The organism is Nitratidesulfovibrio sp. HK-II (genome assembly GCF_003402415.2).
Classification (GTDB): Bacteria; Desulfobacterota; Desulfovibrionia; order Desulfovibrionales; family Desulfovibrionaceae; genus Cupidesulfovibrio.
In genome coordinates this window covers 78,661-92,237 of the sequence record NZ_AP036014.1, presented here as the reverse complement: position 1 = coordinate 92,237, position 13,577 = coordinate 78,661, and the positions used below count along the sequence as shown (strand labels likewise).

Below are 13,577 nucleotides of genomic sequence, written 5' to 3'. Positions count from 1 at the left end.
AGTTGCGCGAGTGGAAACAAGAAGGAAAGACGCGAGGGGGGGCGGGACATTGGAATGGCGCCACAAGCCGCCAAGGGCGAAGTGGAAATAAATCAGACCACTGTTCAGATAAACAGCGCAAAAAACCCGGAATTACACCCCCTGCGGCGCGGAAAGTTTTCAGACCGTTGGAAAGTTTTCAGACCGCCCTCAGGCCGTGCCTGCGTAGCTTGGTGAGCAGGGCCGTGTGTGAAATGCCAAGTTTTTTTGCCGCCTTGCGCACGCTGCCCGCTGCGGCCACAGAATCGGAGATGATCCGTTTTTCAAAAACGGCAATCATATCCTTAAGCCGTCCCTCACCGTCCTGCCGGAGCGCAGGGCCGTGCGCGTGGCCGGACGCCAGGGCCGCCGCGTCGGCCACGGTGTCGGCAACGCCGTCGGCCAACCGGGCCGACTCGCCGAACAGCCCGCCCTCCAGTTCGTGCGCGAAGAGAATGAACCGCGCCCCCACCACCTCGTCCGGGCACAGGATGGCCGCGCGCTCCACCACGTTCTTCAGTTCGCGCACGTTGCCCGGCCAGTGGTGCGCCGCAAGCCGCGCCAGCGCCCCCGGCGAAAGGCTGCGCACCGGCCCGCCCAGCCGCGCGGCCAGCCCCAGCAGAAAATGCTCGGCCAGCACGGCGATGTCCTCGGGCCGTTCCTTCAGCGGCGGGATGTGAATGGGCAGCACGTTGATGCGGTAGTACAGGTCCTGCCGAAAACGCCCTTCCTCCACCAGCCGCTCCAGGGTGCGATTGGTGGCGGTGATGATGCGCACGTCCACGGGCACCTCGGCCGTGCCGCCCACCCGGCGCACGCTGCCTTCCTGCATCACCCGCAACATCTTGGCCTGCGAGGCCAGCGGCATGTCGCCGATCTCGTCCAGCAGCACGGTGCCGCCGCGCGCCGTCTCGAACAGGCCGGGCTTGCCCTCGCGACGCCCGCCGGTGAAGGCCCCGGCCTCGTAGCCGAACAGTTCGCTTTCCAGCAGCTGCTCCGGCAGGGCCGCGCAGTTGATGGGCACGAACGGCCCCTGCCGCCCGCTGGCGGTGTGGATGGCCCGCGCGAACAGTTCCTTGCCGGTGCCGCTCTCGCCCCGGATGGCGATGATGGAATCGGTGGTGGCCACGCGGCGCGCGAACGAGATGGCGAAACCGATGGCCGGGTGCTGGCCCACGATGTCGCCGAAGGTCACCTGCGCGGGCTCGGTGAGGGACCGGGCCAGCTTGCGGATCTCGCGCATGTCGCGGGCCACTTCCACCGCGCCGATGATGCGGCCCTCGCCGTCGCGGATGGGCCTGCGGGTGACAAAGAATTGCAGCCGCCCGCCGCCGGGGGTGGCCACCTCGCGCTTGGCGTCCACCAGTTCGCGGCCGGACAGGCAATCCAGGATGCCCCGGTCGGGCAGGCCCAGCGCGTCCAGCGGCAGGCCGGACAGGTCGGCGGCATGGGCCCCGCCGCCGGGTTTGCCCGGCGCGCCAGACGCGCCCGATGCGCCTGTACACCCGTAGGCCTCACGGGCCACCTTGTTGATGGAGGTCAGCCGCCCCTGCGCGTCGATGGACAGCACCCCGTCGCGCAGGTTGTCCAGCAGCACCAGAAAGCGGTTGGCGCGCTCCTCCGCGGGCAGGGTGTCCACGATGCGGAATTCCAGCAGGTCGGGGATGCGGCCCAGGGTTTCGAACAGGGCGGCGCGGTCCACGTCGCTGGGGCTGTCCGCCTCCAGGTACACGAAGGCCCGGTCCATGCCCGTAGCCGGGCCCGGAGCCGGGCCGGCGGCCGGTGATGTTCCGGGCGCGGAGACCGCAGGGGGCGGGGCGTCGTTGCCCGCGCGGCGCTCCACTTCCATGGAGACGATGGACAGCGCCTGCCCGGCCAGCAGCGAGGACAGGTCGGAGACGATGCCCACCCTGTCGCGAAAGATGCATTCCATTCGTAGTTTCATGCGTGCGTCTTCCGGTACGGGGTGGGCGTGGCGCTTCCCAGTGGTGAATGGTGCGGCTAGTCCGCGCTCCGAGCGCCCAAGGGGGAGGCCGGAGCGGACGCGGAACCGGCGGCGGCAAGGGACGCGGAACCGGGCGCGTTGGCGGCGCTGGCTGCGCTTTCGGCGCCGCCTTCGGCCGCCAGGCCGGGCACCGGCTGATGCTTGCTGTAGGCCGTGGCCTGGCAGGTGGCGATGAGCGTTCCCTCGCCGTCGGTGACGCGAATCTCGTAGGTGGCCACCCGGCTGGCGGCGCTGATCTCGCGCGCCTCGGCCGTGAGCGGCCCGCGCCTGCCGGGGGCCAGGAACGATATGGCGGTGTTCAGGTTCACGCTCACCTTGCCGCGCGTGTTGCAGGCCACGGCAAAGGCCAGGTCGGCCACGGCGAAGATGGCCCCGCCGTGGGCCATGCCCACGCCGTTGCGGTGGTGCACGTCCAGGGGCATGACGGCGCGGGCGTAGCCGCGCGCGGCCTCTGCGATCTCGATGCCCAGATGTTTGGCGAACATGTCCCGCTCGGCGATGAACCGGCGGACGTGCTCCATGTCCTCATCTGAAATGGGCGCGCCGGGCTGGCCGGAATCGGCGGGCGAAGTGGCGGGCGGTGTGCCAAACGGCATGGCTGACATGGCGTCTCCGCGCGGGGTGCGCAACTGCGTGAGCGAAACAGGCGTGTGCGGGAAAGGCCGGTTCACGAAAGCGTGAAACCGACGGACGGCAAGGCGCACCGTAGCGGCAGGAGCCCCCGTTTGTCGAGGGGCACGCCGCGAGGGCCGGGGCACCACCGTGCGCGGGCCTTGCCTGCCGCTCCTCGCGGGGCTATGCAGGACGGGCGTCCGGCGGCTTGCCCCCCGCCGCGCGGCCCGCCGCCGGGGGTGCATCCATAAATGTACAAACGCGCCCGCACGTTCGCTTCGCGACCCCGCGAAGGTTCCCCCAAAAAGCTCCCCCAAAGGCTCTCCCAAGAGGCTTCCCATGACCGCTCATTCCCTGCTCGCCCTGGCCCTGGCCCTGTTCGTGCTGGCCATCACCCCCGGCCCCGGCGTGTTCGCCGTGCTGTCCGCCGCGCTGGGGCGCGGCCTGCCCACGGCGCTGGCCCTGACCGTGGGCATCATCTGCGGCGACCTCGTCTTCCTGCTGCTGGCCATGGCCGGGCTGACCGTGCTGGCGGAAACCATGGGCGACCTGTTCCTGGTGGTGCGCCTGGGCGGCGCGGCCTACCTGATCTGGCTGGGCGTGGGCCTGTGGCGCGGCGCGGACAAGGCCCGGCCCATGACGGCCCATGCCACCGGCACCCCGGACGACGGCATGGCGCAGCCCGCGCCAACCCCGCTGCGCCTTGCGCGCACCCTGTGCGGCGGGCTGGCCCTGACCCTGGGCAACCCCAAGGTCATCGTGTTCTACGTGGGCTTTCTGCCCACCTTCGTGGACCTGCGCACTCTGGACGCCACGGGGGCCACGCTGGTGGCCGCCACCACGGTGTGCGTGGTGGGCTGCGTGCTGGGCGGCTACGCCGTCATGGCCGCGCGGGCCCGGCGGCTGCTGTCCACGCCGCGCGCCACCCGGCTGCTGCATCGCGGCGCGGGCGCGGTGATGGTGGGCACCGGCGCGGCCATCGCCACGCGCTGAACCAGCGCAGGCACGCATCCCCCCGGCAGTACATCATCATTTCGCCGGGCGCTAAACCTTCCCCTTGATGCGCCGAAAAGAACAGCGGACGCCACGCGCCACAGCCCGCACCCCGACGTGCGGGGTCTTGCGGCATGGCGTTCCCCGGCCAGCACGCCGCATTCCCCTTTCGCGAGAAAGGGCGACCCTGCTCGCGCGCACGGGCCAGGACGACGCAGCAGCCAGGGGGCAGCACCATGCGCACGCCGCGCATTTCCGTGGTGGTGGCCAACCACAACTACGGCCGGTTTCTCGACCGCTTTTTCGGCGCGCTGGCCGCGCAGACCTTTCCAGCCGACGAGGTGGAAGTGGTCTTCGTGGACGACGCCAGCAGCGACGATTCGCGCGAGCGCGCCCGCCGCTGGCAGGCCGACGGCCCGTGGGCGGCGTTCCGGGTGCTGGCCCTGCCGCGCGTGGGCAGGCCCGGCCCGGTGCGCAACGCCGGGGCGGAAACGGCGCGTGCCTCCTTTCTGTTGTTCTGCGACCCGGACGACTATCTGGCCCCGGACTTTCTGCGGCGCACCCACGCGGCCCTGACGGAACCGGACGGCCACGCCGACGCCGCGCCCAACGCCACGCCGGACGCCACGCCGGACGCACGCGGGCGGGACGTGATCGGGACCGGGCCCACCCCGCTGCGCGACCTGGCCCACGCCGCCCTGCTGGCCGCCGGGACCGGGGACGGCCTTGCCCCCGGCGACCTGCCCACCGGCACCCCGTCGTCCACAACCGCGCGGCCGCACATCGCCTGCACCGACTATGTGGAGGAATCGCCCACGGGCTCGCGGGTGGTGCGGGTGCCAAACTTTCACCCGGATCTGCTGCGCACCCAGAACCTGTTCCACACCACCTCGCTGGTGCGGCGCGAGGTATGGCTGGCCAGCCGGGGCTTTCGCGCCGAAACGGCGTACGAAGACTGGGACTTCTGGGTGCAGGCGGCCATGGCCGGGTTCGGGGTGGTGCGCGTGGCGGAGCCGCTGCTGCACTACGTGTTCCACGACGCCAACTATTCGCTGGCGGCCCGCGCCGACGACGGCAGGGCCAAGGCGCGCATCGTGCGCGACAACCCGGCCTTCTTCGAGTCCGAGGTACGGGCCTGGGCGCGGGCGCACTTGCGCGGCGAGCCGTGGGCGGCCCCCTTCAGCCGGGGGGTCATTCCCCGCGCCGCCGACATTCGCGCCCTGCGCGAACTGTTCGTGGCCCGCATGGGCGCGGCGCGGGCCGAGGCGATTTTTCTCCGCGCCGGGCTGTAACGAACAATCAGCTACCGTTGGTTATGAATAAAACCAATACGGGGTTCCAAGGGGCGGCAGCCCCTTGGCCGCCGGAGGCGTCCTAAAAGGAACAGCCCCTGAAGAACGCCTGCACGCCCACTCCCTGAAAATGCGGCGGGCGGAACCGGCACCTGCCGTGTTCCGCCCGCCGTCTTGCGTCCCCGTTCCGGACGCCTATTCCAGATCGTACTTCTTCAGCTTGTTGTGCAGGGTGGCGCGGGTGATGCCCAGCCGCCGGGCCGCCTCGCTCTTGTTGTCGCCGGTCTCGCGCAGGGTGGCGATGATGGCCCGGCGCTCCAGGTCTTCCAGCGACAGCCCGGCGTAGGGGGCCAGCCCGTCGCCGTCGGCCGGGGCGTTCCCCGCGCCCGTGCCGTCGCCGGACGCGCCCCCCGCCCCGGCCCCTCCGTTCCCGGCGCTGCCCAGATGCAGGGGCAGTTCGCGCTCGGTCACGTAGTCGCCGGTGGCCAGGATGACGGCGCGCTCGATGGCGTTTTCCAGTTCGCGCACGTTGCCCGGCCAGTCGTGGCGCAGCAGCAGGTCCATGGCCTGCGGGGTGAACCCCTTGAGGTGCTTGCGGTTCTTTTCGGTATACCGGTCCAGAAAGAACGCGGCCAGCAGGGGCACGTCGCCCGCGCGCTCGCGCAGGGCGGGCACGTGCAGGGCGATGACGTTGAGCCGGTAGTACAGGTCTTCGCGAAAGCGACCGGCCGCCGCCTCTTCGCGCAGGTCGCGGTTGGTGGCGGCGATGACCCGCACGTCCACGGTAAGCGGGGTGTCGCTGCCCACCCGCTGCACCTCGCCCTGTTGCAGGGCGCGCAGCAGCTTGGCTTGCAGGGTCAGGGGCATCTCGCCGATCTCGTCCAGGAACAGCGTGCCGCCGTCGGCCTGCACGAAGCGCCCCTCGCGCCGCCGGTCGGCCCCTGTGAAGGCCCCGCGCTCGTGGCCGAACAGTTCCGACTCCAGCAGGGTTTCGGCCAGCGCGGCGCAGTTCACGGTCACCATCTGCCGGGCGGCGCGGTGGCTGGCCGCGTGCAGGGCGCGGGCCACCAGTTCCTTGCCGGTGCCCGATTCGCCGGTGATGAGCACCGTTGCCTCCGAGGGGGCCACGGTGGCGATCATTTCCACCAGTTCGTGCATGGGCGCGCTGCGGCCGATGATGCCGTGCCCCCCGCCCGCCGCCCCCTGCGCGGAAAGCCGTTCGCGCAGTTCGCGGTTTTCGCTGGCCAGGCGGGTGTGGTCCAGGGCGCGTTCCAGGGTGTGACGCAGCACGTCGAAGTCCAGCGGCTTGGTCAGGTAGTCGTAGGCCCCGGTGCGCAGAGCCTCGACGGCGGTGTCCACCGAGGAATGGGCGGTCATGATCAGCACCGGCGTGGCCGGGTTCCAGTCCAGGATGCGGTGCAGCGCCTCCAGGCCGTCCATGCGGGCCATGCGCACGTCCATGAGCACGGCGTCCCAGGCGCGCTGGCGCACCTTTTCCACGGCGGAATCGCCGTCGTCGGCCTCTTCGGTGGCGTAGCCCCAGCCGCGCAACATGGTGCGCAGCATGGACCGGTGCGCCGCGTCGTCGTCCACGATGAGGATGGTGGCTGTGGTCATGGCGTTTCGTCCTTTGCGGGCGCGTCTGGCCCGTCGGGGGCAGCGCAGGATGCGTCCGGAGCGGCGGCCGGGGTGGTCCCGTACGCTCCATCATCCATCCGCCCGGCTGGCGTGTCCGGCGTGTTCGGCGTGCCCGGCATGTCCGCCGCATTCGGCTCCGCGGGCAGCAGGAAGGTGACCTCCGTGCCCTGGCCGGGGATGGAACGCAGCGACACCTCGCCGCCGTGAGCCTCCACGATCTTGTGCACGATGGCGAGGCCAAGGCCCGTGCCCTGGCTTTTGGTGGTGAAATACGGGTCGAAGATGGTGGCCAGGTGCTTCGGCGCGATGCCGGAGCCCGTGTCGCGCACCGAAACCGCAATGCGGTTGCCCGGCGCGGCGGCCAGGCGCACGGCAAGCTCGCCGCCGTGGGGCATGGCCTCCAGCGCGTTCAGGAACACGTTCAGCAGCGCCTGCGAGAAGCGGTCCGGGTCCAACAGGGCTCGCGGCACGCCGCTCTGCGGCAGGTCTCGCGGCACGCCGCCCTGAGGCCCCGCCCCGACCACCCCGGTCACACTGTCAGGCCCGTCCATTCCGTCGGGCTCCACGCGCACGGTCACGCCCCGGTGGGCGGCGTCCTGCCGCACCAGCCGCAGCACGTGGCGCACCAGAAATCCGGCGTCCACGGGGCGGGGGGCGATGTCCGACGGCCGGGCCAGCCCGATGAGGTCGGAGATGACCCGGTTCAGCCGTTCCACCTCCTGCACCATCACCCGCGCGGCCTCGCGGTCTTCGCTGCCCTCGGCGAAGCGGCTGCCGAAATAGGTGGCGTAGCCCTTGATGGAACTGAGCGGGTTGCGCAGTTCGTGGGCCACCCCGGCGGCCAGGCTGCCGATGGCGGCCAGCTTCTCGCGGCGGCGCACCTCGTCCTGCAGCCTGCGCACCTCGCGCAGGTCGCGCAGGACCAGGATGGCCCCGGCGTCGGCGTCGCCCCCGCCGGTGGCGATGCGCACCCCGCGCACGCTCATGGGCACGGGCGGCCCGCCCGCCACGGGGCAGTCCAGGGTCACTTCCTCGCCGAAGCGGGGTCGGGCGTCCTCGCCGTCCTGCGTTGCGCCGCCGGTCAATTGTCCGGCCAGTTCCGCCAGCGGCGGGGGCAGCACGCTTGTCGGCGCGGCCCCGGCGGGCACGGAATCGCCCAGGCGCAACAGGTCGCGCGCCGCCGCGTTGCAGGTGGCCACCCGGCCCGCGCCGTCCAGCACCACCAGTCCGTCCGGCAGGCTGGTGACCACGTGCAGGGCAAAGGACTGGGCCTGCCGCACCAGCCTGCGCGAGGCGCGGGCGTGGCGCGCCCACAGCAGCGAAAGCGCCCCGGCCGCGCCCAGCAGGGCCAGGATGGAAAGCATGACCAGGGTGTGCCGCCGGTCCGCCGCGCGGGCGGCATCGAAGGGCGCGGTATCCAGCGCCACGATGATCACGGGCGGCGGGGCGTCGCGCTCGGCCCGCATGTCCGCTTCCATCTCGCGGCGCAGCCAGCCGGGCAGGGATCCCCACGCCATGCCGTTATGTTCCGCATCGCCCTGGCCGTGGCCCATCATGTGCCCGCCCATGCCCCCCATGCCCACGGACCGCACGGTGCGCCGCAGGGGAATGAAGGTGCGATACACCAGAAAGGCCCGCTCGCCGCCCGCGTCCATGAGCCGCCAGCCCACCTCGTCGCGCGGCTGCTGCCCTTCGCGGTCTGGAGCACGGTCTGGGGCACGGTCTGGGGCACGGTCTGGGGCACGGTCTGGGGCACGGTCTGGGGCACGGTCTGGGGCACGGTCGGGAGCCTCGCGCCTGCCCGACGCGTCCCCGTCCGGCAGCCCGTTCTGACCATTGTCCAGCCCGCCATCCCGCCTGCGGTGCGGCGGCGCAGGCACGGCCAGGGCGGCCATGGTTTCCGGGTCTGCCAGGGGGCGGCCGATCCATTCCGGATCGCTGTGGGCCAGCACCACGCCCTGCCTGTCGGTGACGGCGATGAAATGGATGTCCGGCTGGTCGGCCATTTCCTCCAGCAACACCTGCAAGCGCAGGTCGCCCCCGGCCCGGCCGCGCATGCCGGTGCGCGCCCCGGCCTCGAAGGCCCGGATGAGCGAGGCCCCCTTTTCCGAAAGGATGCGCCGCATGGCCTCCTGTTCGCCGTCGTGGTTCAGCACGGCCAGCACGGCCACCACCAGCGCCAGCGCCACGGTGGACCAGATGATCAGCCACGGCGAGGGCAGTCGCCCGTTACCACCGTCACCGTCAGGGGGGCCAGAGAGGCCGGACGAGCCGGACGGGGCGAACAGCCCCGCCCGGCCCGATGCGCCCGACGAGCGGGATGCTGCTTCGTTCGCTGCGTGCGGCGCGCTGGCCGCGTTGTCCTTGGGCATGGGGATATTCCTCACGGGTGTTCGCCGCCCACTGTCGGGCGGGGTGGTCGATTCCGCGACACCTGTTCGATTTTCATACGCCAACGGCGGCGCACCGTATAGTTTTTATACATCTGACCGGGCCTTGTGAGAGAAACCGGAAGTGGCCCGCGCGATCACAAGCAAAATTACACTAGCAGTTGCAGCATGTTAAATCAAAGCGCATGCACTTGGCACGCCGGTTGCTCATACCAGGTGAAGCAACAAGCGCACCAGCCCCGCACACAGTTCACGGCCACGCCATCCACTGCGGATGCGCGCAGACGCCGCGGCGGGGCGGCAACGAATCAACCCCATCGACAGGAGCAGACATCATGAAGACCAAGCATCTCGTTCTCGGCACGGTGGCCCTTGCGGGCCTGCTCGCCTTCACCGGCGTCACCGACAGCGCCTTCGCCCGCATGGGCGGCGGCATGGGCATGGGCGGCGGCTGCGCCACCGGCGCGGTATACAACGCCCTGACCCCGGAAAAGCAGGCCAAGTACGACGCCATCTACAAGGAAGCGGACGCCCGCATCCAGCCGCTGAAGGACAAGGCCTGGGCCAAGCACACCGAACTGAACGCCCTGTCCGGCAACCCCAACACCAAGCCGGAAACCATTTCCAAGCTGAGCAACGAACTGGCCGACCTGCGCACCCAGATTCGCGGCGAATACACCGCCCTCGACACCCGGCTTGAAAAGGAAGTGGGCGTGAACCCCGGCTACGGCCGCATGGGCCACATGGGCATGGGCGGCATGGGCATGGGCGGCATGGGCATGATGGGCGGCCAGGGCCAAGGCGGCGGCATGATGGGCGGCCAGGGCCAGGGCCACGGCCCCATGCATGGCGGCCAGGCCCCGGCCAACCAGTAGCCTGACCACGAGATGATTCCCCGGGGCGCACCCGCGCTGCCTTCACGAGGACTTCCCACCTCGCGCCCCGCCAGCCCACCGGCTGCATGACCGAAACGCAGGGCCGCCGACATCGCACGATGTCGGCGGCCCTTGTCGGTTCCGCGCCCCAGCCTTGCCCCCGTCCGCGTGCCCCCCGTCCCTTGTCCCTTTGTTCCTTCCGCGCACCGCCCGCCGCCCGCCAGCCCCCGGCCCATCTGGACGCAAGAGCGACCGCTCCGCTCCGACCCCGCGCGGGGTTGATTTCTGGCACCCCAGCGCCTACAACCGTTCCGAATATCGAAAAATCATGCCTCACGACGGCACCAGGAGCGGACCGCCCGCCCCGCCGCCGCGCGACACAGCAGGAGCCTTTCTCACCACACCGCACGACCCGCACCCACACCACACCCGCCGGGACCACACCCGCGCGACGCCCAGGAGGAACCGCATGGAACAGCATCTTGATGCGCGCATCGTCGAGCGCGGCAAGGAATTCTTCAAGAGCATCAGCGGCGAAGCCCCGTCCATTTTCAACAAGGGCTTCTGGACAGGCAAGGTCATGGACTGGGCCATGCAGAACGAGGGCTTCAAGGTCCAACTGTTCCGCTTCGTGGACGTTTTGCCCTACCTGAACACCTCCGAGGCGCTCACCCGCCACATCCGCGAATACTTTTCCGCCGACGGGGCGGACGTGCCCCCCGTGCTCAAGTGGGGCGCGGGCGCGGCCGGTTTCGGCGGGGCCTTCACCGGCATGCTCATGGGCAAGTTCATCCGGTCCAACATCGAGGGCATGGCCCGCACCTTCATCATCGGCGAAAACACCAAGGAAGCCATCAAGGGGCTGGCCAAGCTGCGCAAGGAAGGCTTTGCCTTCACCGTGGACCTGCTGGGCGAGGCCACGGTGAGCGAAGAAGAGGCCGACGCCTACGCCAACGGCTACCTGGAGGTGCTGGACGCCATCGCCAAGGAGCACGCCAAGTGGGCTCCCCTGGCCGATTCCACCGGCAGCACCACCGGTCCGGATTCCGGGCAGGACTGGGGCCACACCCCCAAGGTGAACGTGTCCATCAAGCCTTCCGCCCTCTACTCGCAGGCCAAGCCCGGCGACGTGGAAGGATCCGTGCGGGGCATGCTGTCGCGCCTGGTGCCCATCTACCGCAAGATCGTGGAGATGGGCGGCTTTCTGTGCATCGACATGGAGCAGCTGAAGTACCGCGAAATGACGCTGGAACTGTTCAAGCGGCTGCGCACCATGCCCGAATTCCGCGACTACCCGCACCTGTCCATCGTGCTGCAGGCCTACCTGCGCTGCACCGAACACGACCTGGACGACCTGCTGGCCTGGGGCCGTGCCGAAAAGCTGCCCTTCGGCATCCGCCTGGTGAAGGGCGCGTACTGGGACTACGAAACGGTGATGGCCAAGCAGAACGGCTGGGAAATTCCCGTATGGACCCGCAAGCCGGAATCGGACATCTGCTACGAAAAGCTGGCCCGCCGCATTCTTGAAAACCACGACCTCGTCTACTTCGCCTGCGCCTCGCACAACGTGCGCACCATCGCCACGGTGATGGAAACGGCCCGCGCGCTGAACGTGCCCGCCCACCGCTACGAATTCCAGGTGCTGTACGGCATGGCCGAGCCGGTACGAAAGGGGCTGAAGAACGTGGCCGGGCGCGTGCGCCTGTACTGCCCCTATGGCGAACTGATTCCCGGCATGGCCTACCTGGTGCGCCGCCTGCTGGAAAACACCGCCAACGAATCCTTCCTGCGCCAGAGCTTCGTGGACGGCGCGGAACTGGAACGGCTGCTGGAAAACCCCCAGGCCACCCTGGAGCGCGAACTGGCCGCATCCCCGCCGCCGCGCCCGCCCCTGTCGGCCCAGACCAGCCCCGACGGCCTGCCCCCGTTCGTCAACGAAAGCATGCTGGACCTGACCCTGCCCGCCAACCGCCAAGGCTTCGTGAACGCCATCGCGGAAGTGCGCGGCAAGGCGGGCGGGGTTATTCCACTGTTCATCGGCGGCAGGGACGTGACCACGGAGGACACCATCGCCTCCACCAACCCGGCGAGCCCGGCGGAAGTCATCGCCAGGGTCTGCCAGGGCGGCAAGCCGGAAGTGGACGCCGCCATCGAGGCCGCCGAAAAGGCCTTCCCGGCCTGGCGCGACACATCCCCGGCCGACCGGGCCATGTTCCTGCACCGCGCGGCGGACATCGCCCGCCGCCGCATGTTCGAGCTGTCCGCCTGGCAGGTGCTGGAAGTGGGCAAGCAGTGGGACCAGGCCTTCCATGACGTGGGCGAGGGCATCGATTTCCTGGACTACTACGCCCACGAAATGCTGCGCCTTGGCGCGCCGCGCCGCATGGGCCGCGCCCCCGGCGAACTGAACCACCTGTTCTACCAGCCCAAGGGCATTGCCGCGGTCATCGCGCCGTGGAACTTCCCCTTCGCCATCGCCATCGGCATGGCCGCCGCCGCCATCGTCACCGGCAACCCGGTGATCTTCAAGCCGTCGTCCATAGCCTCTCGCATCGGGTACAACCTTACGGAAATCTTCCGCGAGGCGGGCCTGCCCGAGGGCGTGTTCAACTACGTGCCGGGCCGCAGCTCGGTCATGGGCGACTACCTGGTGGAACACCCGCAGGTGAGCATGATCTGCTTCACCGGCTCCATGGAAGTGGGCCTGCGCATTCAGGAAAAGGCGGCAAAAGTGCAGCCCGGCCAGATGCAGTGCAAGCGGGTCATCGCCGAAATGGGCGGCAAGAACGCCATCATCATCGACGACGACGCCGACCTCGACGAGGCCGTGCTGCAGGTGCTGAACTCCGCGTTCGGCTTCCAGGGGCAGAAGTGCTCGGCCTGCTCGCGGGTCATCGTGCTGGACCCCATCTACGACCGCTTCGTGGAGCGGCTGGTGAAAGCGGCGCAGGCCATCAAGATCGGCCCGTCGGAAGACCCGGCCAACTACATGGGGCCTGTGGCCGATGCGTCGCTGCAGAAGAACATCCTGGAATACATCAAGATCGCCGAGCAGGAAGGCAAGGTGCTGGTGAAGCGCACCGACATCCCCGCAGAGGGCTGCTACGTGCCGCTGACCATCGTGGAAGGCATCAAGCCGCATCATCGGATTGCGCAGGAAGAAATCTTCGGCCCGGTGCTGGCCGTGATGCGCGCGGGCAGCTTTGACGAGGCGCTGGCCATCGCCAACGGCACCCGCTTTGCCCTGACCGGCGGCGTGTTCTCGCGCAGCCCCGAAAACCTGGCCAAGGCCCGCCGCGACTTCCGCGTGGGCAACCTGTACCTGAACCGGGGCTCCACCGGGGCCATGGTGGAACGCCAGCCCTTCGGCGGGTTCAAGATGTCCGGCGTCGGCTCCAAGACCGGCGGCCCCGACTACCTGCTGCAGTTCATGGACCCGCGCTGCGTGACCGAAAACACCATGCGCCGGGGCTTTGCCCCCATCGAGGAAGACGACGACTGGATCGGGTAGGCTGACGCTGGCGGTCACGCCGACGTGCCAGGACGAGCCACAATACAAGGGCCGCGCACTGCATGGTGCGCGGCCCGTTCAATTTCAGTCCATTGCGCGAGGAACCGAGAGAGGGGAACATTACCCGCACCTTCCGCCCGGATAACCCACAATAGAACGGCACGGTGTATTACAGCCGTGCCGTTTCTTTTGAACAGGGATTCACACCAGCTCGCGCTGCGGAAATTTCGTTCTCCGGCAAGG

General features: G+C 69.6%; 8 protein-coding genes. 4 read left to right on the top strand and 4 right to left on the bottom strand.

What is annotated here, in order from left to right; translation table 11 throughout:
• Nucleotides 1–178: 178 nt before the first annotated feature.
• Together RVX_RS00360 and RVX_RS00355 are read right to left on the bottom strand one after the other, a co-directional pair.
• Nucleotides 179–1,963, bottom strand: coding sequence for a sigma-54 interaction domain-containing protein (locus RVX_RS00360; protein WP_116307268.1), 1,785 nt, complete (start codon nucleotides 1,961–1,963; stop codon nucleotides 179–181).
• A 56-nt stretch (nucleotides 1,964–2,019) separates the two neighbouring features.
• On the bottom strand, nucleotides 2,020–2,628 hold the full coding sequence (locus tag RVX_RS00355) for a PaaI family thioesterase (protein WP_230404727.1): 609 nt from the start codon (nucleotides 2,626–2,628) through the stop codon (nucleotides 2,020–2,022).
• Between the two features lie 346 nt (nucleotides 2,629–2,974).
• On the opposite strand from RVX_RS00355, the gene RVX_RS00350 reads away from it, so the two are divergent.
• Together RVX_RS00350 and RVX_RS00345 are read left to right on the top strand one after the other, a co-directional pair.
• Complete coding sequence (locus RVX_RS00350) at nucleotides 2,975–3,628, top strand: LysE family translocator (protein WP_116307270.1); 654 nt, start codon at nucleotides 2,975–2,977, stop codon at nucleotides 3,626–3,628.
• A 236-nt stretch (nucleotides 3,629–3,864) separates the two neighbouring features.
• Nucleotides 3,865–4,920 (top strand): glycosyltransferase family 2 protein, encoded by a 1,056-nt coding sequence (locus RVX_RS00345; RefSeq protein WP_116307272.1) that lies wholly within the window; start codon nucleotides 3,865–3,867, stop codon nucleotides 4,918–4,920.
• A 195-nt stretch (nucleotides 4,921–5,115) separates the two neighbouring features.
• On the opposite strand, the gene RVX_RS00340 is transcribed toward RVX_RS00345, so the two are convergent.
• Both RVX_RS00340 and RVX_RS00335 read right to left on the bottom strand, forming a co-directional pair.
• Nucleotides 5,116–6,537, bottom strand: a complete 1,422-nt coding sequence (locus RVX_RS00340; RefSeq protein WP_116307274.1) for a sigma-54-dependent transcriptional regulator — start codon at nucleotides 6,535–6,537, stop codon at nucleotides 5,116–5,118.
• A complete protein-coding gene (locus RVX_RS00335; RefSeq protein WP_116307276.1) occupies nucleotides 6,534–8,930 on the bottom strand; it encodes an ATP-binding protein in 2,397 nt (798 codons plus the stop codon). Before RVX_RS00335 ends, RVX_RS00340 begins: the two co-directional genes overlap by 4 nt.
• A gap of 353 nt (nucleotides 8,931–9,283) precedes the next feature.
• Here RVX_RS00335 and RVX_RS00330 point away from each other — a divergent pair, with 353 nt between their 5' ends.
• Together RVX_RS00330 and pruA are read left to right on the top strand one after the other, a co-directional pair.
• A complete protein-coding gene (locus RVX_RS00330) occupies nucleotides 9,284–9,823 on the top strand; it encodes a periplasmic heavy metal sensor (RefSeq protein WP_116307278.1) in 540 nt (179 codons plus the stop codon).
• A gap of 469 nt (nucleotides 9,824–10,292) precedes the next feature.
• Nucleotides 10,293–13,334 carry an L-glutamate gamma-semialdehyde dehydrogenase gene (gene pruA, locus RVX_RS00325; protein WP_116307280.1) on the top strand — a complete coding sequence of 1,014 codons (3,042 nt, stop codon included), beginning with the start codon at nucleotides 10,293–10,295 and terminating at the stop codon, nucleotides 13,332–13,334.
• Nucleotides 13,335–13,577: the final 243 nt, after the last annotated feature.